30 protein-coding genes are annotated in these 26,107 nt (G+C 51.5%); all 30 read left to right on the top strand.

Going from position 1 to position 26,107, the window contains the following annotated elements; genetic code table 11:
- The first annotated feature begins 52 nt into the window (after positions 1–52).
- The 30 genes from BQ7382_RS05075 (at position 53) to BQ7382_RS04930 (ending at position 26,107) form a co-directional block, all read left to right on the top strand.
- Positions 53–775, top strand: a complete 723-nt coding sequence (locus BQ7382_RS05075) for a Na+/H+ antiporter subunit E (RefSeq protein ID WP_077391027.1) — start codon at positions 53–55, stop codon at positions 773–775.
- Positions 772–1,035: a monovalent cation/H+ antiporter complex subunit F gene (locus BQ7382_RS05070; RefSeq protein ID WP_235847950.1), complete on the top strand. Its 264-nt coding sequence runs from the start codon at positions 772–774 to the stop codon at positions 1,033–1,035. The genes BQ7382_RS05075 and BQ7382_RS05070 overlap by 4 nt, the downstream gene beginning before the upstream one ends.
- The gene (locus tag BQ7382_RS05065) at positions 1,032–1,472 is read left to right on the top strand and encodes a cation:proton antiporter (RefSeq protein WP_077391026.1); all 441 of its coding nucleotides are present in this window, start codon (positions 1,032–1,034) and stop codon (positions 1,470–1,472) included. Before BQ7382_RS05070 ends, BQ7382_RS05065 begins: the two co-directional genes overlap by 4 nt.
- The gene (locus BQ7382_RS05060) at positions 1,460–1,702 is read left to right on the top strand and encodes a Na(+)/H(+) antiporter subunit B (protein ID WP_077391025.1); all 243 of its coding nucleotides are present in this window, start codon (positions 1,460–1,462) and stop codon (positions 1,700–1,702) included. Before BQ7382_RS05065 ends, BQ7382_RS05060 begins: the two co-directional genes overlap by 13 nt.
- Positions 1,702–2,487, top strand: coding sequence for a hydrogen gas-evolving membrane-bound hydrogenase subunit E (gene mbhE / locus BQ7382_RS05055; RefSeq protein ID WP_077391024.1), 786 nt, complete (start codon positions 1,702–1,704; stop codon positions 2,485–2,487). Before BQ7382_RS05060 ends, mbhE begins: the two co-directional genes overlap by 1 nt.
- Positions 2,474–2,866, top strand: a complete 393-nt coding sequence (locus tag BQ7382_RS05050) for a sodium:proton antiporter (RefSeq protein WP_235847949.1) — start codon at positions 2,474–2,476, stop codon at positions 2,864–2,866. The genes mbhE and BQ7382_RS05050 overlap by 14 nt, the downstream gene beginning before the upstream one ends.
- Positions 2,866–4,347 (top strand): complex I subunit 5 family protein, encoded by a 1,482-nt coding sequence (locus BQ7382_RS05045; RefSeq protein ID WP_077391023.1) that lies wholly within the window; start codon positions 2,866–2,868, stop codon positions 4,345–4,347. Before BQ7382_RS05050 ends, BQ7382_RS05045 begins: the two co-directional genes overlap by 1 nt.
- Positions 4,344–5,867, top strand: a complete 1,524-nt coding sequence (locus tag BQ7382_RS05040) for a monovalent cation/H+ antiporter subunit D family protein (protein WP_235847948.1) — start codon at positions 4,344–4,346, stop codon at positions 5,865–5,867. The genes BQ7382_RS05045 and BQ7382_RS05040 overlap by 4 nt, the downstream gene beginning before the upstream one ends.
- Positions 5,864–6,127 carry a hypothetical protein gene (locus BQ7382_RS05035; protein WP_077391022.1) on the top strand — a complete coding sequence of 88 codons (264 nt, stop codon included), beginning with the start codon at positions 5,864–5,866 and terminating at the stop codon, positions 6,125–6,127. The genes BQ7382_RS05040 and BQ7382_RS05035 overlap by 4 nt, the downstream gene beginning before the upstream one ends.
- Positions 6,120–7,850 carry a proton-conducting transporter transmembrane domain-containing protein gene (locus BQ7382_RS05030; protein ID WP_159437231.1) on the top strand — a complete coding sequence of 577 codons (1,731 nt, stop codon included), beginning with the start codon at positions 6,120–6,122 and terminating at the stop codon, positions 7,848–7,850. The genes BQ7382_RS05035 and BQ7382_RS05030 overlap by 8 nt, the downstream gene beginning before the upstream one ends.
- Before the next feature lie 148 nt (positions 7,851–7,998).
- Positions 7,999–8,523: a translation initiation factor IF-3 gene (gene infC / locus BQ7382_RS05025; protein WP_077391020.1), complete on the top strand. Its 525-nt coding sequence runs from the start codon at positions 7,999–8,001 to the stop codon at positions 8,521–8,523.
- A 26-nt stretch (positions 8,524–8,549) separates the two neighbouring features.
- The gene (rpmI, locus tag BQ7382_RS05020; protein WP_077391019.1) at positions 8,550–8,750 is read left to right on the top strand and encodes a 50S ribosomal protein L35; all 201 of its coding nucleotides are present in this window, start codon (positions 8,550–8,552) and stop codon (positions 8,748–8,750) included.
- Between the two features lie 18 nt (positions 8,751–8,768).
- A complete protein-coding gene (rplT, locus tag BQ7382_RS05015; protein WP_077391018.1) occupies positions 8,769–9,125 on the top strand; it encodes a 50S ribosomal protein L20 in 357 nt (118 codons plus the stop codon).
- Between the two features lie 2 nt (positions 9,126–9,127).
- Positions 9,128–9,310 (top strand): hypothetical protein, encoded by a 183-nt coding sequence (locus BQ7382_RS05010; protein ID WP_077391017.1) that lies wholly within the window; start codon positions 9,128–9,130, stop codon positions 9,308–9,310.
- A gap of 401 nt (positions 9,311–9,711) precedes the next feature.
- On the top strand, positions 9,712–10,797 hold the full coding sequence (tig, locus tag BQ7382_RS05005) for a trigger factor (RefSeq protein ID WP_077391016.1): 1,086 nt from the start codon (positions 9,712–9,714) through the stop codon (positions 10,795–10,797).
- 25 nt (positions 10,798–10,822) lie between these two features.
- Positions 10,823–11,410, top strand: a complete 588-nt coding sequence (gene nrdR / locus BQ7382_RS05000) for a transcriptional regulator NrdR (protein ID WP_077391015.1) — start codon at positions 10,823–10,825, stop codon at positions 11,408–11,410.
- Positions 11,411–11,423: 13 nt separating this feature from the next.
- The gene (gene cmk, locus BQ7382_RS04995) at positions 11,424–12,095 is read left to right on the top strand and encodes a (d)CMP kinase (RefSeq protein ID WP_077391014.1); all 672 of its coding nucleotides are present in this window, start codon (positions 11,424–11,426) and stop codon (positions 12,093–12,095) included.
- Between the two features lie 30 nt (positions 12,096–12,125).
- Complete coding sequence (locus tag BQ7382_RS04990; RefSeq protein WP_077391013.1) at positions 12,126–12,623, top strand: hypothetical protein; 498 nt, start codon at positions 12,126–12,128, stop codon at positions 12,621–12,623.
- Between the two features lie 99 nt (positions 12,624–12,722).
- Positions 12,723–13,418: a RadC family protein gene (gene radC / locus BQ7382_RS04985; protein ID WP_077391012.1), complete on the top strand. Its 696-nt coding sequence runs from the start codon at positions 12,723–12,725 to the stop codon at positions 13,416–13,418.
- Positions 13,419–13,551: 133 nt separating this feature from the next.
- Positions 13,552–14,292, top strand: a complete 741-nt coding sequence (locus BQ7382_RS04980) for a P-loop NTPase (RefSeq protein ID WP_144082084.1) — start codon at positions 13,552–13,554, stop codon at positions 14,290–14,292.
- 396 nt (positions 14,293–14,688) lie between these two features.
- Positions 14,689–16,050, top strand: a complete 1,362-nt coding sequence (locus BQ7382_RS04975) for a peptide MFS transporter (RefSeq protein WP_077391010.1) — start codon at positions 14,689–14,691, stop codon at positions 16,048–16,050.
- A gap of 324 nt (positions 16,051–16,374) precedes the next feature.
- Positions 16,375–17,913 carry a ribonuclease Y gene (gene rny, locus BQ7382_RS04970; protein ID WP_077391009.1) on the top strand — a complete coding sequence of 513 codons (1,539 nt, stop codon included), beginning with the start codon at positions 16,375–16,377 and terminating at the stop codon, positions 17,911–17,913.
- Between the two features lie 68 nt (positions 17,914–17,981).
- Positions 17,982–19,166 carry a cysteine desulfurase family protein gene (locus tag BQ7382_RS04965; protein WP_077391008.1) on the top strand — a complete coding sequence of 395 codons (1,185 nt, stop codon included), beginning with the start codon at positions 17,982–17,984 and terminating at the stop codon, positions 19,164–19,166.
- An 11-nt stretch (positions 19,167–19,177) separates the two neighbouring features.
- Positions 19,178–20,380, top strand: coding sequence for a tRNA uracil 4-sulfurtransferase ThiI (thiI, locus tag BQ7382_RS04960; protein ID WP_331465914.1), 1,203 nt, complete (start codon positions 19,178–19,180; stop codon positions 20,378–20,380).
- Between the two features lie 29 nt (positions 20,381–20,409).
- Positions 20,410–20,937, top strand: a complete 528-nt coding sequence (locus tag BQ7382_RS04955) for a hypothetical protein (protein WP_077391006.1) — start codon at positions 20,410–20,412, stop codon at positions 20,935–20,937.
- A 98-nt stretch (positions 20,938–21,035) separates the two neighbouring features.
- Positions 21,036–22,775 (top strand): threonine--tRNA ligase, encoded by a 1,740-nt coding sequence (thrS, locus tag BQ7382_RS04950; protein ID WP_077391005.1) that lies wholly within the window; start codon positions 21,036–21,038, stop codon positions 22,773–22,775.
- Between the two features lie 11 nt (positions 22,776–22,786).
- Positions 22,787–23,959, top strand: a complete 1,173-nt coding sequence (sppA, locus tag BQ7382_RS04945) for a signal peptide peptidase SppA (protein ID WP_077391004.1) — start codon at positions 22,787–22,789, stop codon at positions 23,957–23,959.
- 67 nt (positions 23,960–24,026) lie between these two features.
- A complete protein-coding gene (gene pyrH / locus BQ7382_RS04940; RefSeq protein WP_077391003.1) occupies positions 24,027–24,731 on the top strand; it encodes a UMP kinase in 705 nt (234 codons plus the stop codon).
- A gap of 13 nt (positions 24,732–24,744) precedes the next feature.
- Positions 24,745–25,296 carry a ribosome recycling factor gene (gene frr, locus BQ7382_RS04935; RefSeq protein WP_077391002.1) on the top strand — a complete coding sequence of 184 codons (552 nt, stop codon included), beginning with the start codon at positions 24,745–24,747 and terminating at the stop codon, positions 25,294–25,296.
- A gap of 67 nt (positions 25,297–25,363) precedes the next feature.
- Positions 25,364–26,107, top strand: a complete 744-nt coding sequence (locus BQ7382_RS04930; RefSeq protein ID WP_077391001.1) for an isoprenyl transferase — start codon at positions 25,364–25,366, stop codon at positions 26,105–26,107.

Below are 26,107 nucleotides of genomic sequence, written 5' to 3'. Positions count from 1 at the left end.
CAAACTGATGAATTTTTGTGATTTTTAGCAAATTTGATCTTGACGGATTGTGATGATCCGCCGAAAACTCATTGACCGTTATTGTCCCGCAACTGACTGGAATAGCGAGATGAATAAGTTTTTTTCTGACAAGAGGTTAAAGTCAAATCCTTTTCTGAACTGGCTTGAGTTGTTTATTATCCTGTCCGTTATGTGGTTTGTGATGTCACAGATATTTCACGAGGTGAAGTTTCTGGTGTTCGGTATCGGTTCCAGCATCGTCATCTCTTATTTCTGCCTGAATTCTCTGACAATGGACGGGCTCAAGTCCGAAAACAGATATTTTCTTCTCCACATCAACGTTATCAAATTCATTTCATATTTTATCTGGCTCATGGGTCAGATAATTATAAGTTCTCTTGACGTGGCTAAGGTGATCTTCTCCGACCGGAGCGCTATCGAACAGAAGATAATCTGGTTCAAGGCGGATTACGACAACCCCGCCGCAAGGGCTCTGCTGGCCAACTCCATAACCCTGACGCCGGGCACCGTTACCATGGACATTTACGATAACGGCATCTACACTGTCCACGCTCTGACCGACAGTGCGGCTGAGGGGCTGCTGGAGGGAAGCATGCAGAGAAAGGTGGCAGACGTTTTCAGGGAGACCATCGACTACAGAGTGGTGAACATCCAGGAAGAGTCACTCGAGCAGAGAGAGAGGGAGAGAAGGATACAGCTGGTGAGGAAAAAATACAGAAGAAGTGAATACAGTATCAGGAGGATGACAAGATGATGACACATTTTTTCTCGTGGATCCTGATAGCGCTGGTGTGCGTGGTGATCGCCATGCTGGTTTTCATGCTTTCAGGCAAACTGGTCTACGATAAGATGAACTCCATGTTCGTGATGAATACCAATATCGTCTTCATGATCCTGATTTTCGGTTTCATAGACGGCAGAATGGCCATGTACATCGACATCGCCCTGAGCTACAGCATACTCGGCTTTGTCACGACCGTTATTCTCGCAAAATACATAGGAGGCAGAAGATGAGCCCGTCACATGTTGCAGCTGTGATCTTCATCAGCGCAGGCACCGTATTTTTGATCATATCTGCCTTTGGTGTTGTGATATTTCCGGATTTTTACAGCAGGCTGCATGCCTCTGGTATCGGTGAGACTCTTGGCGCCATGCTCATGACCATCGGAATGATGTTCATGACAGGTCTTACGCTTATGTCTCTGAAAATACTGATAGTCTTTTTGATACTTCTGATCGCTAATCCTCTGGGAACGAATATGATCATGCTGGCGGCGGTGAGGAAAAAGGATTTCCTGGACTATAACGAACAGGAACCGGCAGATCAGTATCCGACGGATGCCGTATCCGGGAATGGTGGAAACGTGGGATCAGATGAAGATGAAAATGACAATGACGATAAAGAGGACGATGAAGAGAATGACGGAAGGGAGGAGCCATGCATTCGCTGATATTGGAAGCCGTTCTGCTGATGGCGCTCATCGCTATCACGCTGGTGGTCATCTTCGATAAAGACCTGCTGGCAGCAGTCGTCACATACTGCGCGTTCAGCTTTATCACCATGTTCCTCTATATAGTGATGGGTGCCCCTGACGTTGCCTTCACTGAAGCGGTCATCGGCGTGATCTCCACCATCTACTTCGTGATCTCACTGAGGAACATCGACAGGAGGTGCAAGTGATGGCAAAGAAAATAAAGAATGCGATCCCTGTAGTTATCATCGCAATAGTTCTGGCCGCAGCATTCGCCCGGTTCGATTTTCTTCCTTCCATAGGAGATCCGGACGCTCCAGCCCATACGAGGACGTCCGACTACTATATCGAGCACGCAGTGAAGGATACAAACTCACCTAATTACGTTACGGCTGTGATCGTGGATTACAGGGCTTTCGATACCATGCTGGAGACTACGGTAATGTTCCTCGCCGGCCTCGGGGTGGTGATACTGCTCGCCAGCAGACCTGATCCGAAGGCAAGGATCATCAAGCCGCGCAAATTCACGGAAAACAGGGAGCACCTCGGTGCGCCCGCATATCAATCCATAAACAAGGACGTGATGATAAAGATCATAGAGCCGCTTATCCTCATATATGCTGTATATGTTCTGTTCCATGGAGAGGTGAGCCTGGGAGGAGGATTTCAGGCAGGTGCTCTCATAGGAATGGTATACATTATCGATACGATGGTCTCACCTGGGACGATATCGCTGATCAGGCTCCCGAAGGAAAGATCCGTTGCGCTGGCAGGCGCCGGGACGTTTATCTACACACTCACCGGGATACTCACTCTTGTTGGGGGTGGTGTATTCCTGGAATACGGAAAGCTGCCGTTTTCCATGAGCTTTGAGGAAAAGCATTCCACGGGCATACTGATGGTGGAGGTCGGAGTGACCATCGGCGTAATGGCGACGATCATCACCATCCTGAACGCCATACACGAGAGAGCGAGGTTCGATGATGACAAATAACATGTCCGGTATATCCGTTTTCCTGGCTGATAAGGGAATATATTTTCTGACGGCATTCCTGCTCGTGCTGGGTATATACGGGATGATCACCTGCAAGAACTACATGAAGAAGCTGATCTGCATGAACATCATGCAGGTGGCGGTGATATTCTTTTTCCTGTGCTTCGGACAGAAAAACGGCGGAACTATACCTGTGCAGGTCACAGGACTCATGGGAGCAAGACACTACATTAATCCTCTGCCTCACGGGCTCATGCTCACGGCCATCGTGGTATCCCTGGGCACGACGGGAGTTGGGCTGGCACTGCTCACCAGGATCAAGGAAAAATACGGTTCTATTGAAGAGGACGACATCATCAAGGGGGAGAACAAGTTCTGATGAGCAACATACCTGTATTAATTGTGCTGTTGCCCCTCAGCGCGGCACTTCTCTGCATGGCCCTTTCGCTGATCCACTGGCGCCTGGGAAGAGACGTGGTAATAGCATCTGTGGCAGCATCTCTGGTGCTGTCGGTCATACAACTGAAAGACGTGATAGACCACGGAACTGTCAGTTACGTTTTCGGAAAATACAAGATCCCCTACGGGATCGAATTCAGGATCGACGCTATAAGTGCAGTGATCATAGTGATGATCCTGATCATTGGTTTCATCACACTGCTGTTCAGCATGAGCTTTGAGGTCAGAGACGGAGGAAAAGTCAAGAATTCCGGCGCATACACCATGCTCGCGCTGTTGATAGTTGGAATGGTGGGGATGACATCCACGGGAGACATGTTCAACCTCTATGTCTTCCTGGAGATAACTTCATTGTCAGGCTATTGCCTGATAGCGCTGGGCGGCAGCAGAGGCATCGTGGCGGCCTTCAGATATATGCTGGTGGGCACCATAGCTGCAACCTTTTATCTGCTGGGAGTGGGCATCCTCTATTCTCAGACCGGGACCCTGAACATGGAGGACATGCACTACATGCTCTCAAGAGGCGTCAGCACGGAAGCCCAGGCGGTGGCGCTCGTATTCATCATCGCCGCCTTCGGTGTCAAGATGGCACTGTTCCCGTTCAACGGGTGGCAGCCTTCGGCCTACGCCCACGCGAATGCGGGATCCAGGCCGCTGATAGCAGGCGTGATGGGAAAGATACCTGCATATGCGATGTTCAGGTACATATTCTGCATATACGGCAGTGAGTTCAGGTTCATGGACGAGTTTCTCCTGATCGTGGGGATCTTCTCCTGCTGCGGAATAATATACGGCTCTGTCAGGGCAATGGCTCAGACAGACCTCAGGAAGATGCTTGCCTATTCAAGCGTCGCTCAGATCGGGTACATAACCCTTGGCTTCGCCACAGGTTCGCCTGTGGGGATAGTGGGAGGATTTCTCCATATGCTGGCTCATGCCTTCATGAAGAGCGGACTTTTCTTTGGCACGGGTGCGATAAGACAGAAATACGGTTCCATGAAGATGGAGGATCTTGGGTATATTTATAAGAAAATGCCGCTGACCTCAGGACTCATGGTGGTGGCGGCCCTTTCCATGGTGGGCATTCCACCGCTGGGAGGATTTTTCAGCAAGTGGTACATAGGAATGGGTGCCGCCGGCAGCCATCATCTGGTGTACCTGTTCGTGCTGGTGATCAGTTCGCTTCTCAACGCTGTTTATTTCTTCAAGCTTTTTGAGAAGATGTTCATGGCTCGGGACAAGGAGCTGCCGGACAGGATACCGTCAGAGGTTGCACAGGAGGTACCGTGGAATATGGTGCTGGCTATCGTAGTCTGCTTCCTTGCGATCATCCTCATAGGAGTGTTCAACGTGCCGATAGTCAATGTGCTGATGCCGACTGTGATGGAGGTGGGATCATGATGAACTGGTTTCTTGAAAATCCCGGCCTCCGTCCGGTAATGGCGGTTTTCGTAACAATGGCGGCCTCCGGGCTGATCTTCGTCATGGGAGATCATGTGCGGCAGAACGTCAGGGAGGCAATTACCTTCATTGCTGCGATATTCAACTGTGCCATAGTGATATCCCTTGTGCCTCACGTCCTGGCCGGAGAGAACATGAGAGTATCTCTCTTCCAGATAGCAGAGGGAGTAGATCTGAGCTTTTCACCGGATGCCGCCGGAATGGTGTTCGCCTGCGTATCTTCCACACTTTGGATCCTCACGTCGCTCTATTCCGTGGGGTACATGCGCGGGCACCACGAGAAGCATCAGACGGGCTACTATGCGGCCTTCGCCATGTGCATCTCGGCGGTAATGGGGCTGTGCTTCGCTTCCAATCTCCTTACGTTCTTCATCTTTTTCGAGATCCTGACGGTGGCGACCTATCCATTGGTGGTCCACTACAGAGACGAGGAGGGCAGGAGATCAGGAAGAAAATACCTTGCGTACACGCTTATCAGCGGACAGCTTTTCTTTGCCGGGATAGTCATCCTCTACGTTCTCACCGGGACGCTTGAGTTCAAGGCGGGAGGTTTCGTCTCGCCTGATCTGCTGCCGGGACCAGCCATGCTGACGCTTTTTTTCCTCATGGTGGGGGCAGGGATGGTAAAGGCAGGAGTCATGCCTTTCCACAGCTGGCTGCCAGCAGCGATGGTGGCACCGACGCCTGTCAGTGCGCTGCTCCACGCGGTCGCGGTAGTAAAAGCAGGAGCGTTCGCAACGATAAGAGTGGTGTTTTTCGTGTTCGGTCCTGATGCCGCGAGGGCATGCGGCGGAGCGGAGATACTATCGTATTTTGCGGTGGCCACGATCTGGATATCCTCGTTCATAGCCCTGAGGAAGGATAATCTGAAGGCGAGGCTGGCCTTCTCCACGATCGGACAGCTTTCCTATATCGTGCTGGGGGTCTCCATGCTTTCCCCGTTCGGAGCGGTCGGAGGGCTTTACCATATCGTTGCTCACGCCTTTATGAAGATAACCCTGTTCATGTGCGCCGGTGCGGTGTATGTGACCACGGGAAAAAAGAATATCTCTGAGATGGTGGGGATCGGTCGCAGGATGCCGGTGACCATGACGTGTTTCACCATCGCCTCGGTGGCGGTGGCCGGGTTCCCTCTTTTCGTGGGCTTTGTCAGCAAAGGAAATCTTGTGATGGGAGCGGTGTCCGTTCAGTCTCCACTCTATGCTGCAACTTATATCGCCAGCGGCGTCCTTGCACTGGCATACCTTCTTCCGGTGGTATTCACGGCTTTCAAGAGGGACGTTATCAATATGGAATTCCAGGAAAGGGGAGAGGCTTCTCTTCCGATGCTGGTGCCGATAGTTGTAACTACTGCGGTCGTTTTCATCCTGGGAGTGGCGCCTGATGCAGGGCTCCATCTGTACAGCATGGCTGTATCTGCCGGCCACCAGATCTTCGGAACTATAGGAGTTGGGATATGAAGGAATTTTTCGAATATTTTGCCATAGCCTTCCTGAGTGCAGCCTGCCTGATAGTTCTCAGCAAGATCGTCATGAGCTCCTTCATGAGAAAGGACAAGGACTACTACGAGGCCGGCGAGAGACGGGACGAGGCGGAAATGCTGAAGAACATCGATTACGTGAGAGTCAGAAAGACCGACTACTTCCTGCCGGGAGCGGCGGAGTATCTGTACGGAGACGAAGAGGAAAGCTCTACGGGAAAGGAGGATGATGATGAATAATGTACTGCATCCGGGGCTGATAATGATGGCTTTCGGCATACTCATCTTCATCATGCCGCAGAAGGCCAAAGGCCCACTTTCCATTATCGCCGCAGTCTGCGCAGCTGCCGCGGGACTGACACTGTCTAGATCCGCAAACCTCACGTATCACATAACAGACGATTTTTCCGTAGAGCTCCTGAAGGTCGACAACCTCTCAATGGCATTCCTGTTCGCCTTCTGCATAATATCCATCATTCTGTCTATCTACTCATACAGGCTGACTGATAAGGGAGAGGCGGCGATCGCCACCATGTACGCGGGCAGCGCCATGTCGGTCGTCCTGGCCGGGGACTGCATCAGCTTCATCGTCTTCTGGGAGGCTTCTGCAATAGCATCCACATTTCTCATATACGCGAGGCACACCAGGGAATCGAGCAGGGCGGCGTTCAGGTACATGCTGATCCACGCTCTCGGAGGAAACACTCTCCTTGTGGGACTCCTTCTGAACGTATACCACAACGGCATGGCTATCCGGAACCTGGCACAGGGTCCTCATGATGCCAGCTTCTGGCTCATACTCATAGGGCTGGGGATCAACGCAGCTATACCGCCTATGAACTCATGGCTGACGGACGCGTATTCTGTAGCATCTATGAGCGGGACGGCATATCTCGGATCTTTTACCACAAAGGCAGCCATATACGCCCTGATAAGATTCATGGCCGGAACGGAGATGCTGATCTGGGTCGGCTGTTTCATGGCTATATACGCCGCCTGCATGGCGATAATGGAAAACGATATTGGCAGGCTCCTGTGTTATCACATCGTCAGCCAGCTTGGGATGATGGTGGCTTCTCTCGGTACAGGGAGCACAATGGGCATAGACGGGGCCTCGGCACACGCGGTGGCGAATATAATGTTCAAGGGCGTCCTCCTCATGTGTACCGGCTCGATCGTGTACTGCACCGGGAAAAGGAAGATCACGGAACTCGGCGGTCTGTGGCGGAAGATGCCCGTGACTTCAATGTGCTTCCTGATAGCGTCTCTCGCTATCGCGGGGATGCCGTTTTCCAGTGGATTTGCCAGCAAGGGCCTCATAATGGAATCTCTTGCCCAGGGCGGATACAGGATACCGGCCTTGTTCATAACCGCAGCAGGAGTGGGAACTCTCCTGTCGATCACGCTAAAGATCAACTGGTTCGTGTTCTTTGGTCCGTCTGACCTGGACGTGAAGCAGGTGAGGACCAGATCAATATCCATGGACCTTGCCATGATCACCGGGACCGCAGTCTCTGTGATATTCGGACTGATCCCGAGGACGCTCTACAGGTTCACACAGTATCAGACGAGTTACGATCCGTTCACCATGGCACATGTCATGGAGTATGTGGCGATTTTCGTGGGCGGGTCTGTACCGTTCTTCCTGTATCTGAAGAAGATGAAGCCTCACGACGAGTTTACCATCGACTTCGACTGGTTCTACAGGAAACCGCTGAAGGCGCTTTTCAACTGTATATCCGTGGCGCTCAACGCCGTGGGAGACTGGTGCGACAGGCATTCTCTGAACTTCGTCCACGGACTCAGCGACAGGCTTGCCCATCCGGAAATCATGACAGAGGGATCGCATTTTGCGGTCATCCGTTCGATGTCGTTTGAAAACGAGGACAGGCGGATCGGAACGGTAATTGGTGAAGCAGTGAGTGCGGTGATAATTCTCTGGATAGTTGTTGCATTTATGTAATTCAGGGCTTGACCGCGGCACCTGTACGATGTATCATATTACGGTCAAAGCAGAAGTCATCCGCTTCTCACCTTACCGACTTACGTTGATAGGGTTCTATAGTCCCTGACTTATAGTGCGGATACTTCGTGTATCCGCTTTTTATTTGTTGGAGGTAAGAAAAATTAGCAAGGAAAGACAGATAAACGGTGCTATTCGCGCCAGGCAGGTCAGAGTGATCGACGAGAACGGGGAGATGCGTGGAGTCATGGACACCAGGGATGCGCTTCAGATGGCTGAGGATGCAAAACTGGATCTGGTAAATGTGTCTCCGAATGCTGAGCCGCCGGTATGCAAGATCCTCGACTACGGTAAATACCGTTACGAGCTGCAGAAGAAGGACAAAATTGCTAAAAAGAACCAGAAGACCATGCAGATCAAGGAGATCAGGCTCAGTACCTTCATCGAGGAGCACGATATCCAGGTGAAGGCCAAGACCGCTGCCAAGTTTCTCAAAGAGGGTGACAAGGTCAAGGTGAGCCTCAGGTTCAGAGGACGTGAAAGGGACTACACTTCAAAGGGCTACGATGTGATGAACAGATTCGCAGAAGAGGTGGCCGAAGTTGGAGTGGTAGACAAGAAGCCAAAGTTCGAGGGAAGAAGCCTGACGATGTTTCTGGCCCCAAAGAAGTAGCAGAGAATTTACAGGAGGGAGTTCCAATGGCTAAGAACAAGATGAAGTCTCACAGAGGCGCATGCAAGAGAATGAAGCTGACAGGTTCCGGAAAGATCAAGAGGAACAAGGCATACAAGAGCCATATTCTGACCAAGAAGTCGCCTAAGAGGAAGAGAGGACTGAGGAAGTCTTCGATCCTGACCAGCGCAGATACAAAGCGCATGCTGAGATCAATGGGTAAGTAATCAGGGAGGTAGTTAGATATGGCAAGAGTAAAGAAGGGCGTTAACGCTCACAAGAAGCACAAGAAGGTAATCAAGCAGGCAAAGGGATTCTACGGAAGAAAGAGCAACACTTTCAGAGCAGCTAACCCTGCAGTGATGCGCAGCCTGAGATCTGCGTTCATCGGACGTAAGAACAAGAAGAGAGAGTACAGAAGGCTGTGGATCGCAAGGATCAACGCCGGGGCAAGAGCTAACGGCATCTCCTACAGCCGCCTGATGAACGGTCTGAAGAAGTCCGGCATCGAGATCAACAGGAAGATGCTCTCAGAGATGGCTATCTATGATGCAGAGGGATTCGCAAAGCTCTGCGAGACTGCAAAGGCAGCCATTAACTAGTCATGGAATACTTCGTAAGTCATGTTGGCTATATAGCCATTGCCGCTGGCATCGTCGCTCTTGTGGCGGTCGCGGGATGGTTCTTTTCCATGAAAAACGAAGAGGCTAAGCGGAAGAAAATCGAGGATGCGCTCAGGAAGGCTGATGAGATACAGGCCAGTAAACACGGACATCCTGGTAAATAAGAAAATTCACCGGCAGGGCACGTTCCTTACCGGTGTTTTTTTTCACCGGAGATCGGAAGGCGATTAGCGGATGGCTGTAAGGCAAAAAAGGAAAAAGACCCGGACGAACCGGATCTTTTTTCCCATTTACTACGATTACTTTAAGTTTAGAAAGAACAATCTAGAGTAAGTTTTGTTTATGGGTCACTTCCTCTTGGCACCGTTATAATACCAATCGAATATGTCGTTTCGGTCAAAGATCGGAGACGCGGAAATGTAATGAATGTGCTGAAAAGCGCTGGATAATGTGAAATATAGCCCGAAGGTGAACACTGGGTGTACATCGACCCTCTGCCATTGAAAGGAAGCGCTTTTTTGTGCTAGAATACACGGGATTGTTATTTGACAGAGGAGCAAGTCTTATGAAAAGAAAAACAACGATAAAAGTCCTGACTCTTTCCGTTGCGGCGTTGATGATGCTGATGCTCAGTTCCTGTGGCGGCGCGAAGGTGCCGAAAGATTACAATTATGATCTGAGCGAGTACATCAAGCTGGGGAAGACCAGCGGTATAGAATACGAGAAGACGGAGGCCCAAGTCTCCGACAGCGACGTACAGAGCCAGATCGACCAGGACATAGCGGCCGCTGTGAAGACCAAGAAGGTCAAGGAAGGTACAGTTGCCAGTGACTCCACTGTCAACATAGACTACGTGGGAAAGATCGACGGCAAGAAGTTCAGCGGCGGTTCTGCAAAGAATGTTGAGATCAGCATTGCGGACAACAACTTCATCGACGGGTTCGCGGATTCGATCGTGGGGCACAACGTTGGAGACAAGTACGACGTGGATCTCACCTTCCCGTCAGACTACAGTGATTCTGCTGTCGCGGGGAAGACCGCAACGTTCACCATCACGATCAACAGCTTGACCGTGAAGGAGACTCCTGAGTACAACGATGCTTTTGTAAAGAAGAACACAAAGTACGACACGACAGAGGAGTATGAGGCGGCCATAAGAAAGCAGTTGCAGAAAAAGGCGGATCAGCAGGCAGAGGAGACCGACAAGCAGCAGGTGTTCTCCACCATCCTCAGCACCAGCAAGGTGAAGAAATACCCTGAGAAGGAGCTTGACGACAGGTACAACAAGATCATTGAGTCATACAAAAAGGCGGCAAAGTCCAACGACACCACATTCTCGAAGTACATCAAGAGCTCTACCGGCATGACCGTAAAACAGTTCAAGGCCCAGGCAAAGACGGCGGCGAAGAACATGGTGAAGCAGGAACTGGTGCTCAACGCCCTCGCCGACAAGTACGATATCTCCATCACGTCCAAGGAGTACAATGATTATCTGGACGATCTCCTGAAGACCGCCGGATACAGCAAGGATGAGTTCAAGCAGGCCACCGGCTCCACCATCGAGGAGTATGCAGAGGACAACAACCTGTACGATTCCATGCTCTACGACAAGGTGATGACTAAAGTTATGAAGAAGAGCGTAGCTAAATAATTCGCAAGAACAGGAGACTGCTTAGATGAAGTGCCCATTTTGCAACTTCCCGGATACGAAAGTAGTGGATTCAAGACCCGTTGAGGGTGGGTTTGCCACGAGGAGAAGAAGAGAGTGCGAGAAATGCCACAAGCGCTTTACCACATTTGAGAAGATAGAGGACACTCTTCTTGTGGTGGTCAAGAAGGACGGCAGAAAAGAGAGCTTCGACAGGAACAAGATAATAAACGGCATAATGAAGTCCTGCGAGAAGACAAAGGTGACCTATGACGATGTGGTCAAGATCGCAGACGACATAGAGCGTGGTCTGAACAACACCATGGAAAAGGAGATCGATTCCGAGATGATCGGCGCACTTATCATGGACAGGCTCCGCGAGATCGATCAGGTAGCATATGTGCGATTTGCGTCTGTATACCACAGGTTCACAGATGTTGACACCTTCGTGCAGGAGATCAACAAGCTGCTCCAGGCCGAGAATACCGGCAAGAAAAAGCACGAGAAGTACATTATTGAGTCAGAGGATACGGAGACAGGAGAGGTAGTCCTGTCTGACCCGAGTGACAAGCCTGGTGAAAAAACAGGCGAAAAGGAAACCCGGGAAAAAGAATGAAAGCAGCAGTAATATGAGTAAGTCAAGATTTCGCATAGCCATCGACGGTCCGGGTGGCGCCGGAAAGAGCACGATCTCAAAGATCGTCGCCGCCAGGCTCGGCCTTGAGTATGTTGATACGGGCGCCATGTACAGAGCTATCGGACTGAAGCTGACCGAAGAGGGCGTGAATCCGGAGGATCTGGACGGAGTGGAAAGAGTACTGGGTCATACGAGGATCGAATTCAGCGACGGCCGCATACTTCTGGACGGTCGGGACGTCAGCGGGTCCATCCGCACGCCTGAGGTATCGAAAGCCGCATCTTCTTTTTCCAGGATCCCATGCGTAAGGAAGAAGCTCGGCGACCTTCAGCGGATCATGTCTGAGACCTCGGACGTGGTCATGGACGGCAGGGACATCGGTACAAATGTTATCAAGGATGCTGAATTGAAGATATTCCTCACGGCGGATCCGATGGTGAGGGCTCAAAGACGGTTCAGGGAGCTCCAGGAAAAGGGAAAGGCCGTCGGTGTCACGCTGGAGATGGTGTATCAGGACATATGTCAGAGGGACTACCAGGACACACACAGGGAGTTGAATCCACTGTCGAAGGCCGAGGATGCCGTGGAGATCGACACCTCTCACATGACTATACCTGATGTCACTGACGCCATAGTGCGCCTGGCAGAGGAACGCAGAAAATAACATTTTTTTCCACAGAAAGGGGAACCGGGGATGGGCGAAGGAAAGAGAGCCCTGGCAAAGGTCAGAACTTATACGTACATCGTTTTTTTTATGTATCTCGCCATGCTTTTTCACGATTCTATATCGTCAGCCACAGGGTTTAGCGACAGGAAGCTGGTCTTCGGTCTTGTGGCGCTGGCAGTGATCCAGGTGATCCTGTGTGTTCTGTATGACGTGAAGTATGCGACCACAGTGCCGAGGGGAAAGATGCACAAGGTAGTGATGATGTACTGCGCCAGGCTGCGGCTGTGGCTTCTGGTGCAGATAGTACTGATGATCCTTCAGGTCGCCAATGAGGCGTATCTCGGGAACTATTACCTGGACAAGATCGTATCTGCGACACTCATCGTGCTTACCATGCTCACTCTGAAGACATTGACGATCCTTCAGAGAGGCAACTACCAGGTGCCTGACGGATATGCCGGAGGGGGACAGGACAAAAAGTCCTCGGGCGGCGGTCAGGCTAAGAAAAAGAAAAAGAAGAGATAACTTTGTCACATTTATGTAACAGAGTGTGCTCCGGGTGTTTGCGGCCCGGAGTTTTTATTGTATATAATCCGGCTGTGAGTCCCTGAAAGGAGAACAGCCATGCAGATCAAATCGCTGCCGCCGGAGGAGAGGCCTCAGGAGAAGATGATGTATTACGGAAAGGGAGCCCTCAGTACCGCTGAGCTCATCGCTCTTCTGATACGCACTGGAAGCAGGGAAAAATCGGCCGTACAGCTCGCAGAAGACATAATCTCCTTTTCCGCGGAGTCGTCAGGAGATCTCTACAACGTAGAACCCAGCGAGCTGATGTTCATCGACGGCGTGGGTAAGACTAAGGCCTGTGCGGTGGTAGCTGCCATGGAGCTCATGAGGCGGAGCAGAGAGGAGATAGGAAAGAGCCGGGATTCAGCTTGCAATCCCAGAGAGGTATACCATCTCCTGCGTGAGACGCTGCGCTACGAAAAGAGGGAGCATCTCATCGAGCTCATCATAAACAACAGGTGCCAGGTGGAATCGAGACTTACGATCTCCATAGGTGCTCTGGACAGCACCGCACTGAACCCCAGAGAGGTGCTGAATCCGGCAATAAGGAGAAGTGCGGCGGGGATAATACTGGTCCACAATCACCCGAGTGGAAGCCCGGATCCCAGCGCGGAGGATATTGCAGGCACGGCCAGGATCAAAACCGCAGCAGAACTGGTCGGCATAAGGCTGCTCGATCATATCATCATAGCCGAGTCGGGATATTTCAGCATGAAGGAGCAGGGATATCTCGAGGACAGCGGAGAGGGATAACGGCCGCTGGTATTCGTTGCAGATAACATGAGATAATTACAGACTGTGAATCAGCCGAAAAATATATTAAAATATGCAATACGTTATTTCTTTGAGAAGGATCTGCGTCGATGCAGGCAGTCAGGAGTAGATTTTGAGCAGCGTTGTAATGATAGCTTCAGGTAAAGGGGGAACGGGAAAGTCCACCATTGCGTGCAATCTGGGACTGACCTGGCAGATCCAGGGGGAGAAGACCATCCTGATCGACATGAGCCCTAACGCCCGGTGCCTGGACCTTTATCTCGGTGTGGAGAATTATGCGCTGTTCGATATCAGGGACATTCTCACCGGCGTGTGCAGCACGGACAGGGGTATTCTTACGGCTCCTCATCTCAGCGGGCTTCAGCTGATACCGGGAGCTCAGACAGAATCTGTGCAGTGGCTGCGAAAGGAAACACTTGGAAAACTTGTGGAAGTGCTGAAATACAAATACGACTGGATAATCCTGGACTGTCCTCCGGGTGCAGGGGAGATATTGTCTACGTGTGCCAGCGTATCTGACGGAGGCATTGTGGTCCTCACTCCGGACTGGCCTTCCCTCAGGGCCGCCCAGGCTGCGGAGGAAGTGATGCTGGAAAACCAGGTAATGTCCAGGGGATATATACTGAACAGAGTCATCCGGGATCTGGAAGAGAAAAAGCTGGAACTCGACTACAGGACGGTAGATGAGGCATTGCGGTGCGAGAGCCTTGGAGCTGTCCTGGAGGATCAGAACATCAGAGCTGCGGGGGCGATGGGGATCCCCATCGTGGCAAAACAGGATACTTACATCGCGGAGAACTTCAGGCGTATAGCGAGGGAGATAAGGGCCAGGCTGTATGATGAGGAGTGGTAAGAAAAAAATCATGGCTGCATGTGCGGAGTATGCGGTTTAGACGACGGTCGAAAATTCACATATCGTTCATGTTCCGCCATCAGTACAATTCGCCGATTATCTTTAAAATTATAAAATAACATTCAATAACCACAATAAAAACTGTGACTATACACAAAACGCATGACTTATACCTTGTGTAAAAGCATGTGTTTTTTAATTGACTTTGTGAAATGTATGTGATAACATCTTCACGGTAATAGGGGGAGTAATTTGTAAGTTACAGGAAACGCATTCCGGCTGGAAATGGAACCGGTTGAATTACCCGGGCTGGTTTTGTAACAGGACCGATGGTGCAGTGCCGTTCCCCTGAGGAATTATCACTAAATCTTTTTTTTACTTAGGAGGTAAAAGAGAATGGAACAAACAGCTAAAAAGGGCAGACCATTAGGCTTTTACATCTGCGCCCTCGGATTCACATTCGAGCGTATGGCATTCTATACTGTAAAGTATCTGCTTGCCATCTGGCTGGCAACTGATGTATCTGCAGGTGGTCTCGGTTCCACGAGCGTTGCCGGAGCGACAATGTCCGCACAGTTCGTAGCATGGACATATATCACACCTATCATCGGTGGATATATCGCTGACCACTTTGTAAGCCCAAGACTTTGCGTAGCCCTTGGTATGATCCTCATGGGAATCGGATACCTGGTTGCATGGAAAGCTTCAGGACTTGGAATGGTTTGGGTAATGATCATTCTGGTATCTGTCGGAACAGGACTGTTCAAAGGAAATCTTTCCGGAATCAACGGACAGCTCTTCTCCGATCCTGATGAGCTGAACGCAGCCTTCTCCATCCAGTATTCCTTCGTTAACATCGGTTCATTCATCGGAACGACATTCATCGCCGTAATGGCAGTAGGCGACAACCCTACGATGAGCTTCCAGGGAGTATTCGGACTCTGCGGCATCCTGCTGTTCATCGATGCGCTGCTGTTCGTCATCGGAGGAAGAGCAACACTGGGAGATGCTGGTAAGGCGCCTTTCAAGAAGGATCAGAGAGAGTTCGTTTCTGAGGAGAAGAGAGAGGCAGCAAATCAGCCGCTCACTTCCGGAGACAAGAAGAGAGTCTTCGCTATCATCCTGGTAACACTGTTCTCCGGTGTATTCTGGATGGTATGGTACATGGCATACATGCCTGCTTACTACGTATTTGGCTGGGGCGATGGAAGCGACTTCCAGAATATCGCCGACTGGCACCTGTTCGGTAAGCTGATCCCTACTTCTTACTTCGACTCCATGAACGCTCTGGTTTGCATCATTCTGGGACCAGTTCTGGCCGTTGTATGGAACAAGCTGGCAGCAAAGGGCAAGGACCTGTCCATGTTCAAGAAGACTGGTTTCGGAACCATCCTGGTTGGAGTTTCCTACCTGGTAATGGTACTGGCATACAACCTTGCCGGTGGTCAGAGAGAGGGAACATCCTGCCTGTGGATCTTCCTGGTATCCCTGCTGATGTCCGTTGGTGAGATGGTATTCTCCCCTCTGGGCAACTCCTTCATCAACAAGCTGGCACCTGCTAAGGTTCTGGGTCTGCTCCTGGGCTTCTGGCCTATCGCAGTATTCCTGGCTCAGCAGATCTATCCACGTGTATACGCATACCTGAACACAGTTGCATTCGCAAAGGGCTATGGTATCACCGGCGCGATCGTAATCGCATTCGGAGTTATCATGTGGATCTTCAGCGGCAAGCTGGATGAGCTGGAGACAGCAAAATAAGACATTTGTCTTATACTGTTGAACAGACAATCAAAGAGAGCGCTGCACATTTGTGTGGCGCTTTTTTTCTGCGTTTCGATATGTGGTCGAGTGCCGTACGATAGTTATCACGCTTACAGTTGGGGCTATTCGTTTTATTGACGTAAACGGCGGGATAACGTATAATTAATTGGTTTATTTATGCAATTTAATCACCGTGTATTCACATGAATTCAGCGGAGTTGAACATAACGGGTCCGTATGACTATAGTCTGTTTTGACCTGTTGTTTACCCGTTAAGGTGGTTAGGTCGGATAATATATAGAATCAGAAAAGGAGAACAAGATGACAATATCTGCAATTATTGCCGGACTTGTTGCTCTCGTAGTTGGTCTGTTCGTGGGATATCTGCTGCGCAAATCCATCGGTGAGAAAGAGATCGGAAGTGCTGAGCAGAAGGCCCAGAATATCCTGCTGGACGCTGAGAATTCAGCGGAAAATGTAAAAAAGGAGAAGATCCTGGAAGCAAAGGAGGAGGCTCACAAGCTGAGATCCGATGTTGAGAGGGAGATCCGTGACAGAAGAAACGAGATAAACAAGACCGAAAAGAGAATTCAGGGAAAAGAAGAAAACATCGACCGCAAGCTCAGCGGCATCGAGCGCAGGGAGCAGGAGCTCACCAAGAAAGAGCACTCGATGAACGAAAAGCACAAGGAGATAGATGAATACCTGCAGAAGCAGGTGGCCGAACTTGAGAAGATCTCGGGATACTCCAGGGAAGAGGCCAGGCACCTTCTGCTGGAGGAGATAGAGAAGGATGTCCGCAAGGATGCTTCCGCAATGATCGCTCAGGTGGAGGCAGAGGCCAAGGAGGAGGCAGACAAGAGAGCAAAGAACATAATCACGCTTGCCATTCAGAGATGCGCTGCCGACCAGGTGGCAGAATCCACCGTCTCCGTCGTTCAGCTCCCGAACGACGACATGAAGGGAAGGATCATCGGACGTGAGGGAAGAAACATCAGAGCAATAGAGACCCTCACCGGTGTAGATTTGATCATCGATGATACACCTGAGGCTGTCATACTTTCAGGCTTCGATCCTATCAGGAGGGAGATAGCCAAACTTACGCTCGAGAAGCTCATCGTTGATGGACGTATCCATCCGGCCAGGATCGAGGAGATGGTCCAGAAGTCGACGAAGGAAGTGAACAACATCATCAAGGAGGAGGGCGAGAAGGCCTGCTTCGAGACAGGAGTACACAACCTGAACCCAGAGCTTGTAAAGCTGCTTGGACGTCTGAAATACAGGACTTCGTACGGACAGAACGTGCTCATGCATTCAGTCGAGGTATCACAACTTGCAGGCATCATGGCCAGCGAGCTTGGATTCGATACCCGCCTTGCCAAGAGGGCAGGACTTCTACACGATATAGGAAAGTCCATAGACCACGAGGTCGAAGGTACTCACGTCGAGATAGGAGTTAACATCTGCAAGAAGTACAAGGAGCCATGGAAGGTGATCAACGCCGTAGAGGCTCATCACGGAGATGTGGAAGCCACCACTATGGAAGCCGTGCTCGTTTCTGCAGCTGATGCCCTTAGTGCCGCCAGACCTGGCGCCAGGAGAGAGACTCTCGAGTCCTACATCAAGCGTCTGGAGACTCTGGAAGAGATCGCCAACTCCACGAAGGGCGTTGAAAGATCCTACGCCATCCAGGCAGGACGTGAGATCAGGATCATCGTCAAGCCAAATCAGGTCAAAGACAACGAAGTACCGATGCTGGCAAGGGATGTTGCAAAGAAGATCGAGTCCGAGCTGGAGTATCCTGGTCACATCAAGGTCAATGTCATCAGGGAGACTAGAGCGGTTGACTACGCAAAATAGGCCATTCACAAGCTCTCCTAAGTGCGGGAGGGCTTTTTGTTTACAAGGGAAGGAAGGAAAATCATCTGATGATCTACCTTGATAACAGTTCCACCACCAGACAGTACGATCAGGTCACAGATCTGATGGCAGACATAGCGAGAAATCACTTCGGAAACCCGAGCTCACTTCATGAACTGGGGTTCGACGGATCGGAAATACTTCGCAAAGCCGCGTCTCAGCTCGGATCATGTTTTCCAACAGGTGGAAAAGTGGTGATCACGTCCTGCGGAACGGAGAGCGACAACATGGCGCTCATGTCCGGTACGAGGAAGCTTCGGAGGCGGGGGAACAAAATCATTATCACAGCCGTTGAACATCCTGCCGTCATCCAGACTGCCATGAGGCTCAGAGAGGATGGCTGGGATGTCGCAGAAATAGGCGTGGACAAGAACGGGGTCGCTGATCTTGATCAGCTAAGAGACGAGCTCGACGAGAGCACCGTTCTGGTATCCATGATGACCGTGAACAACGAGACAGGAGCCATCCAGCCGGTGAAGGATGCCTGCGCGATGACGCGTGCATTCGCGGAAAAACACGGCCAGAAGATCCTTTTTCATACGGATGCTGTTCAGGCATTTGGCAAGATCGACCTGAGACGTGAGGACTTCGACCTCATCTCAATAAGCGGACACAAGTTCCACGGACCGAAGGGGATCGGTGCGCTGTATATAAAAAAGGGAATAGACATTCCTCCATTCATCACCGGAGGCGGACAGGAAAGAGGGCTTCGCTCCGGTACTGAGAACGTGCCGGGGATCGCTGGCATGGGCCTGGCGGCGGAGATGTCGTGCGGTGAACTGGAAGAAAATAATAAAAAACTTTCCGAGCTCAATGAATACCTTTATAATGGACTGTCGACGGAGATAAAAGATATCCGGCTGAACGGGCCGTCAGTCACCGGGACCACGCTGGACGAGCCGGGAAGGAGATGTCCGTCGGTCCTCAATATCTCCTTCGAGGGAGTGAGAGGAGAAGTCATACTTCATACGCTTGAGCAGGACCAGATCTTTGTATCGACGGGGTCAGCCTGTCATTCCAACAACGCGGGAGACAGTCACGTCCTGACCGCCATGGGAAGGTCCCACAAGGAGATCGAGGGAGCGGTAAGGTACAGCTTCAGCCATTTCAATACCATCCAGGAGATGGATGTGGTGATCCGGAAGACCGCAGAGGCCGTGGAGAGGTTCCGCAGGCTCGGAAGCTTCAGATAGGAGAGTTTGATTTGAATTTGAACAGTGAAAACAGCAGATTGTACATAGTGAGATGCGGCGAGGTCGCTCTCAAGGGCATGAACAAGCCTTATTTCGAGAGGGTCCTGCTGGAAAGAGTCAGAAATGCCATAGCCTGCTGGGACAATGACTCCCACTGGAACGGCGGACTGATGCTGGTACGCATCGGCGGTGATGTTCCGGTAGATGATGCGGTGAGAAAGCTTTCAAAGGTATTCGGAGTGGCAACTGTCAGCCCGGCCATCAGCGTCGAGAAAGATATGGACGCCATAGGGGAGGCGGCAGCGGCTTTCGTCAGGGATCTTAGAAGAGAAGAAGATATCAGGACCTTCAAAGTCAAGGCCAAGAGGGCAGATAAGTCATTTCCCGTCCAGTCTCCGGAGATCGGTGCGATGGTGGGAGGCTCCATTCTGTCCGGGGTACCGGATATCAGGGTGGACGTTCACGAGCCTGACCTGAAGCTTTTCGTCGACGTGAGAAGAGAGGCTGCATATATCTACAGAGACAAGATCAAGGGCTTCGGAGGGCTTCCTCTTGGTACCAATGGAAAAGGTCTGATCCTGATGTCCGGAGGCATCGACAGCCCGGTGGCTGCGTTCATGATGGCCAAGCGCGGGATGAGGATCGAGGCGATCCACTTCCATTCGTATCCTTATACTAGCAAGAGAGCACAGAGAAAGGTCGAGGACCTCTGCAGAGTTCTAGCCGGGTACATGGGGACCATCACCATGCACGTGATAAACCTTCTCCCTATCCAGGAAGAGATCGTAAAGAACTGCCCTGAGGACGAGACGACTATCCTCGTCAGGCGGTTCATGATGAGGATAGCCGAGGAAGTGGCGAAAAAGACGAAGAACATGATGCTGATCACTGGAGAGGATCTTGGCCAGGTGGCAAGCCAGACTGTTGAGGCACTTGTGGTGACAGACAGCGTCGTGGACATGCCGGTCATGCGCCCCCTCATCGCGATGGACAAGGTGGACATTATGGACAAGGCGAAGGAAATAGGCACATACGACCTTTCCATTCAGCCTTATGAGGACTGCTGTACGGTATTCCTGCCAAAGCATCCGGTGACAAAGCCGAAGCTGGACAGGATACAGAAATCGGAATCAGCACTTGACGTAGAGGGACTCGTCAAGGCGGCTGTCGATTCAGATGAGATCGTGGAGATCAAACCGAGCGAGATCGTGTAGCAGGGTCACGCAGGATAAGGAGTAAAAAGATGGCAGGAAAGAAAAACAGCAACTACCATTACAAGGACGAGCTGAAGAGTGCTGGCTCCGGAGGGACTGCCAGGAAAAAAAAGGCCGGTGACGGCAATAAGGGTGGCAGGAGAGACACACCGAGTCTGCAGAGGGTCCACAACACGAGAAGAAGAGGAGAAAAACAGCCGGCACCAAGCGTACCGGGTCTGATATTTATATTTTTCGCCATCGTATGGCTCCCACTCGTTCAGATGGGCACCGTCCATCTCAAGGGGAACAGCGGACTGATCATCGGCATAGCCGCCCTTGTCGTCGGGGGCATCCTGAGCTCCGTCAAGGCCATGAGGTCATCCATGATCACAGGAGGCAAGGACGGAAAGGGAGATGTTCTGTATTACTTCACAGAGATAGGCACGATCATCGGGTTCGCCGCAGGACTACTGGTCGCCGTACTGGGAGACAAGAGCATGCTGCCATCTCTAGCCGCAGGGGTCGTCGTAGGAGGAGTCTGCGGATGGCTCTTCGGATATACAAGAAGGAAATAGCCACTTCATGGAACTGACAGAATAAAGATGGTATAATTTCACCGTGCAGGCTTTGGACGCCGCAAGGCGCTCTTGATATATATTTTAAGGAGATTATTATGGCAAAGGTTGATTTTTCCAACAAGGAAGATAGAGATAAATACAGACACACCACGTCTCATATCATGGCTCAGGCCGTGAAGAGACTGTGGCCGGAAGCGAAGCTGGCGATCGGCCCCGCCATCGACAACGGATTTTACTATGACTTCGATCTTGATCACAAGTTCACGGATGAAGATCTCCAGGCCATCACCAAGGAGATGAAGAAGATCATCAAGGCCGGATATCCTATCGAGAGATTCGAGCTTTCGAGGGATGAGGCGATCAAGTTCATGGAAGACAGGGATGAGCCGTACAAGGTGGAGCTCATAGGAGACATTCCTGAAGGGGAGACGATCTCCTTCTACAAGCAGGGTGACTTCACGGATCTGTGCGCAGGACCTCACATGGAGTCCACAGGCCAGATCAAGGCATACAAGCTTCAGAGCGTTGCAGGCGCATACTGGAGAGGAGATTCCGATAACAAGATGCTCCAGAGGATCTACGGAACATCCTTCCCGACTCAGGAAGAGCTGAAGGACTACCTGGACAAACTGGAGGAAGCAAAGAAGAGAGACCACAGGAAGATCGGCAAGGAGATGGAGCTCTTTATGGTGTCCGAGGCAGGTCCGGGTTTCCCGTTCTTCCTTCCTAAGGGCATGATCATCAGGAACCAGCTGCAGAGCTTCTGGAAGGAGATTCACTGGAAGGCCGGATATCAGGAGATCCTCACTCCGCTGATCCTGAACGAGGAGCTGTGGAAGACTTCAGGTCACTGGGATCACTACAAGGACAACATGTACTTCACTGAGATAGACGATCAGGAGTACGCCATCAAGCCTATGAACTGCCCTGGTTCCATCCTGGTGTACAAGAACAAGTCCCACTCCTACAGGGAGCTCCCTATCAGATACGCTGAGATGGGACAGGTGCACAGACACGAACTCTCCGGAGCGCTTCATGGACTGATGAGGGTAAGGACCTTTTTCCAGGACGATGCCCACATCTACATGACGCCTGACCAGGTGACCGACGAGCTTGTGAAGGTCATTCAGCTCATCGACAGCTTCTACAAGGTGTTCAACTTCAAGTATCACGTTGAGCTGTCCACCCGTCCGGACGACTTTATGGGCGAGATCTCCGAGTGGGATGCAGCTGAGGACGCTTTGAGAGTGGCCATCGAGTCCATCGGCAAAGAATATGTGGTAAATGAGGGCGATGGTGCATTCTACGGACCTAAGCTGGACTTCCACCTGGAGGATTCCCTCGGGAGGACATGGCAGTGCGGCACCATCCAGCTGGACTTCCAGATGCCTCAGCGCTTCGACATGTCGTACATCGGACCGGACGGAGAAAAGCACAGACCTATCATGATCCACAGAGCCATCATGGGTTCCGTGGAGAGGTTCATCGGAATGCTCACCGAGCACTTCGCGGGCAAGTTCCCGCTCTGGCTGGCGCCTGTACAGGTGAAGCTCATGACCGTAACAGACGCTTCCGATGAGTATGCCGAGCAGGTAAGAGAGAAGTGTGAGGCCGCCGGCCTTAGAGTCGAGACCGACTACAGGAACGAAAAGATCGGATACAAGATCAGAGAGTCCAGAAACGCCAGGGATTCCTACATGTGCGTCATAGGTGAGAAGGAGGCTCAGGACGGAACTCTGTCCGTGAGATCCGGAAAGGCAGGTGACCTCGGATCCATGAGCGTTGACGACTTTATAGCCAAGCTCGTGGAAGAGATCGAAACCAAGGCTCTGTGATCGGGAGAGATATGGAAAACAACAATTCGGATAACATGAACCGCGGCGGCGAGGAACGCCGCGAGGAGCCCCAGGTGGTCTACGGCCGCATAAGGAACCAGGAAAAAAGGCAGTGGATCCCGGTCGGAAAAAAGGGCACCGGAGGTGAGGGAGGCGGTCCCGCTCCGACAGGTGATCCTGCTACCGGCGGGAGATCACGCAAGAAGCCAAAGCTCATAAGCAGAGGGATAGCGTTCCTGCTCTGCTTCCTCCTCTTCCTGGGGGGCCTTTTCATAGGGCGCTTTTCTGTAGACCCGGGGAAGGACAGCAATGGCTACAAGAAGATAAACTACATGAAGGACTACATTGCCGTCCTGGATGTGAACGGTACCATGGGATACAGCTCGGGATTCTATTTCAGCGAGAACACCTACGACCAGTCGTTCCTGCTGGACTCCATCGATCAGCTGGAGAAGGACAGGGACAACAAGGCTCTGGTCCTGAGGATAAACACACCGGGCGGTGAGTCCTACGCCATAGATGAGCTGTACCAGAAGATCCTGGAATACAAGAAGACGGGGAGGCCTGTGTATACTTACATGGAGAGCCAGGCATGTTCAGGCGGGTATTACGTGGCGGCTCCGAGCAACAGAATCTACGCCAACAGGAATGCCTGGACCGGTTCTATAGGCGTCACCATGGGGACGTTCTACGACGTGAGCGGGCTCCTGGATAAGCTGGGCATCAAGACCCAGACCATCACATCAGGGCCTAACAAGGCCATGGGCTCTGCGACCAGCCCTATGACAGATGAACAGAAGGCTATATTCCAGAGCCTGATAGACGATGCATACAGCCAGTTCGTGGATGTCGTGGCCAAGGGAAGGCACATGACCGTGGATCAGGTGAAGGCTCTTGCGGATGGCAGAGTCTATACAGCCGAGCAGGCCAAGAGCAATGGACTCATCGACGAGATATGCACCGAGAAGGAGTTCTACAACAGGATCCGAAGGAACAGCAAGCTGCAGGACTGCGACATCCAGTACATAGCTCAGGAACAGGACAAATCCTTCGTCCAGTCCCTTCTGGGATACTTCGGAGCGGGTGGCCCGTCACTAGTCGGACAGTACCGCCAGGCCATGGAGCTGGTGAACAGCGGCGGATCCTCTTTCCAGGTCATGTACATCTCACAGATCAGGAAATAGGTAACGCAAACATAACACAGGCGTGACGACACAAGTTTTTTTACAGATACGGAAAAGGAGAATTCATATGGCGGTCAAGTACAGAAAAGTGCTCATAAAGCTCAGCGGGGAGGCACTGGCGGGCGATGATAAATTCGGCGTCAACCCTGAGGTCACCCTGGACACTGCGAAGCAGATCAAGGAGATAAGCGATCTGGGAGTGCAGGTCGCCATCGTAGTCGGAGGGGGCAACTTCTTCAGGGGAAGGACAGGCGAAGGCCTTGACAGAGCCACTGCAGACTACATGGGCATGCTGGCCACCGTTATGAATTCTCTGGCACTGCAGGATGTGCTCCTTTCCATCGGATGCGAGGCCAAGGTCATGACTGCCATCGAGATCAGGGACATGGCTGAAGGGTATTCCAGGAGAAAAGCCCTGGACTACCTCAAAGAAGGCAAAGTCGTGATCTTCGGCTGCGGAACGGGAAGTCCTTTTTTCAGCACAGACACCACGGCGGCACTGAGAGCTGCCGAGATCGGAGCTGAAGTGATCCTCCTGGCAAAGAACGTGGACGCGGTCTACTCCGCCGACCCGAAAGAGGATCCGGATGCTCAGAGGTATACGGAGCTGACTTACATGGATATAGTGGAAAAGGAGCTGCGGGTCATGGATCTCACCGCGGCGACCCTCTGCAAGGACAACGGCATCAACCTCTACGTCTTCGGACTCAGAGGGGGGCATAATATGATGAAAGTTATCAACGGTGAGAATATCGGTACTCTTATTCACTGATGGAGGTAAGACAATGGCCAGCAAGAAGACACTGGAAGAAAAGATCGGGGCGACCAAAGAGAACCTGAAGGAGAACCTGAATACGATAAGGGCGGGAAGGGCAAATCCTTCTCTCCTGGACAGGGTCACGGTGGATTATTACGGATCTCCGACTCCGCTCAAGGCACTGGCGAACGTTTCCGTGCCTGATCCGAGGACCCTTCTGATCACACCGTTCGACCCGAAGTCGATCTCGAACATAGAGAAGGGCATCAACGAAGCTAACATCGGCATCAATCCAAGCAACGACGGGAAGGTCATCCGACTGGCAATGCCTACCCTTACAGAGGAGAGGCGCAAGGAACTGACCAAGAGCGTAAAGAAATACGGCGAGGAAGCCAAGGTCGCCATCAGAAACGTCAGAAGAGAAGAAAACGAAGCGCTGAAGAAACAGCAGAAGGACGGAGAGCTCACTGAGGACGATGTGAAGTCCGCCATGAACGATATCCAGAAGACCGTCGACAAGGCCATCAAGGATATCGATGAGATGGTCGCGGCCAAGGACAAGGAAGTAATGGCCGTATAACTGGCTGGGAAGAAAGACAAACGTGGCTGCGGTCACGTTTGCTTTGTTATTGAATGAAGGTGATAAAATGGCTGGAGAAAACAATATTCCGCGTTCTGTTGGCATCATCATGGACGGGAACGGCAGATGGGCAAAGAAGAGAGGCGTTCCGCGCCTCATGGGGCACAATGCCGGAATGGAGGCTATGAAGAGGATAGTGATCGCATCCTCGAACATGGGGATCGAAAACCTTACAGTGTATGCCTTTTCCACGGAAAACTGGAAGAGGAGCACCGAGGAGGTCTCGGGCATCTTCAAGCTCATAGTAAAGTATGTGAGGTCCGAGCTGGCCGAGCTGGTGGAGAACGACGTCCACATCAACATTCTGGGAGACTACAGCATGCTCCCGGACGATTCCGTGAAGAGCATAGACAAGCTCCTCAAGGAGACCGAACACTGCAATGGCATGAACTTCAACATCGCGCTGAATTACGGCGGGAGAGACGAGATCGTCAAGGCAGTGAACGAACTGCTCGCAGACAGAGAGGTCACAAACGGACCAGGGATCAGCAGAGATGTTACCGAGGAAGAGATCAGCGCTCACCTGTACACGGGATCCCTTCACTGTGACATCCCGGATCCGGATCTGGTCATAAGGACCTCCGGGGAAGAGAGGATGTCCAACTTCCTGCTGTGGCAGTCGGCATACAGCGAGCTAATGTTCACAGATACGCTGTGGCCTGACTTTTCAGAGGACGAATACAGAGAGATGCTGAATGAATACACTCACCGCAACAGAAGGTTCGGCGGGAGAGAAAAGGAAGATAAGTAG

Origin of the sequence: Mobilibacterium timonense, assembly GCF_900155555.1 — a bacterium.
Classification (GTDB): Bacteria; Bacillota; Clostridia; order Peptostreptococcales; family Anaerovoracaceae; genus Allobaileyella; species Allobaileyella timonense.
The sequence above is the reverse complement of the archived record's forward strand: the minus strand, read 5'-3'. Positions and strand labels throughout refer to the sequence as shown.

What these genes read in the sequence shown, in the direction of transcription:
- BQ7382_RS05065 (WP_077391026.1), top strand. Translation starts at nt 1,032, where the DNA reads ATGAGCCCGTCACATGTTGCAGCTGTGATCTTCATCAGCGCAGGCACC.
- BQ7382_RS05035 (WP_077391022.1), top strand. Translation starts at nt 5,864, where the DNA reads ATGAAGGAATTTTTCGAATATTTTGCCATAGCCTTCCTGAGTGCAGCC.
- BQ7382_RS05060 (WP_077391025.1), top strand. Translation starts at nt 1,460, where the DNA reads ATGCATTCGCTGATATTGGAAGCCGTTCTGCTGATGGCGCTCATCGCT.
- rny (WP_077391009.1), top strand. Translation starts at nt 16,375, where the DNA reads ATGACAATATCTGCAATTATTGCCGGACTTGTTGCTCTCGTAGTTGGT.
- BQ7382_RS05075 (WP_077391027.1), top strand. Translation starts at nt 53, where the DNA reads ATGATCCGCCGAAAACTCATTGACCGTTATTGTCCCGCAACTGACTGG.
- BQ7382_RS05070 (WP_235847950.1), top strand. Translation starts at nt 772, where the DNA reads ATGATGACACATTTTTTCTCGTGGATCCTGATAGCGCTGGTGTGCGTG.
- tig (WP_077391016.1), top strand. Translation starts at nt 9,712, where the DNA reads ATGAAAAGAAAAACAACGATAAAAGTCCTGACTCTTTCCGTTGCGGCG.
- rpmI (WP_077391019.1), top strand. Translation starts at nt 8,550, where the DNA reads ATGGCTAAGAACAAGATGAAGTCTCACAGAGGCGCATGCAAGAGAATG.
- BQ7382_RS04990 (WP_077391013.1), top strand. Translation starts at nt 12,126, where the DNA reads ATGGGCGAAGGAAAGAGAGCCCTGGCAAAGGTCAGAACTTATACGTAC.
- rplT (WP_077391018.1), top strand. Translation starts at nt 8,769, where the DNA reads ATGGCAAGAGTAAAGAAGGGCGTTAACGCTCACAAGAAGCACAAGAAG.
- BQ7382_RS05030 (WP_159437231.1), top strand. Translation starts at nt 6,120, where the DNA reads ATGAATAATGTACTGCATCCGGGGCTGATAATGATGGCTTTCGGCATA.
- sppA (WP_077391004.1), top strand. Translation starts at nt 22,787, where the DNA reads ATGGAAAACAACAATTCGGATAACATGAACCGCGGCGGCGAGGAACGC.
- BQ7382_RS04965 (WP_077391008.1), top strand. Translation starts at nt 17,982, where the DNA reads ATGATCTACCTTGATAACAGTTCCACCACCAGACAGTACGATCAGGTC.
- BQ7382_RS04955 (WP_077391006.1), top strand. Translation starts at nt 20,410, where the DNA reads ATGGCAGGAAAGAAAAACAGCAACTACCATTACAAGGACGAGCTGAAG.
- BQ7382_RS05040 (WP_235847948.1), top strand. Translation starts at nt 4,344, where the DNA reads ATGATGAACTGGTTTCTTGAAAATCCCGGCCTCCGTCCGGTAATGGCG.
- nrdR (WP_077391015.1), top strand. Translation starts at nt 10,823, where the DNA reads ATGAAGTGCCCATTTTGCAACTTCCCGGATACGAAAGTAGTGGATTCA.
- BQ7382_RS04975 (WP_077391010.1), top strand. Translation starts at nt 14,689, where the DNA reads ATGGAACAAACAGCTAAAAAGGGCAGACCATTAGGCTTTTACATCTGC.
- pyrH (WP_077391003.1), top strand. Translation starts at nt 24,027, where the DNA reads ATGGCGGTCAAGTACAGAAAAGTGCTCATAAAGCTCAGCGGGGAGGCA.
- BQ7382_RS05010 (WP_077391017.1), top strand. Translation starts at nt 9,128, where the DNA reads ATGGAATACTTCGTAAGTCATGTTGGCTATATAGCCATTGCCGCTGGC.
- cmk (WP_077391014.1), top strand. Translation starts at nt 11,424, where the DNA reads ATGAGTAAGTCAAGATTTCGCATAGCCATCGACGGTCCGGGTGGCGCC.
- BQ7382_RS04930 (WP_077391001.1), top strand. Translation starts at nt 25,364, where the DNA reads ATGGCTGGAGAAAACAATATTCCGCGTTCTGTTGGCATCATCATGGAC.
- mbhE (WP_077391024.1), top strand. Translation starts at nt 1,702, where the DNA reads ATGGCAAAGAAAATAAAGAATGCGATCCCTGTAGTTATCATCGCAATA.
- BQ7382_RS05050 (WP_235847949.1), top strand. Translation starts at nt 2,474, where the DNA reads ATGATGACAAATAACATGTCCGGTATATCCGTTTTCCTGGCTGATAAG.
- BQ7382_RS05045 (WP_077391023.1), top strand. Translation starts at nt 2,866, where the DNA reads ATGAGCAACATACCTGTATTAATTGTGCTGTTGCCCCTCAGCGCGGCA.
- thrS (WP_077391005.1), top strand. Translation starts at nt 21,036, where the DNA reads ATGGCAAAGGTTGATTTTTCCAACAAGGAAGATAGAGATAAATACAGA.
- radC (WP_077391012.1), top strand. Translation starts at nt 12,723, where the DNA reads ATGCAGATCAAATCGCTGCCGCCGGAGGAGAGGCCTCAGGAGAAGATG.
- frr (WP_077391002.1), top strand. Translation starts at nt 24,745, where the DNA reads ATGGCCAGCAAGAAGACACTGGAAGAAAAGATCGGGGCGACCAAAGAG.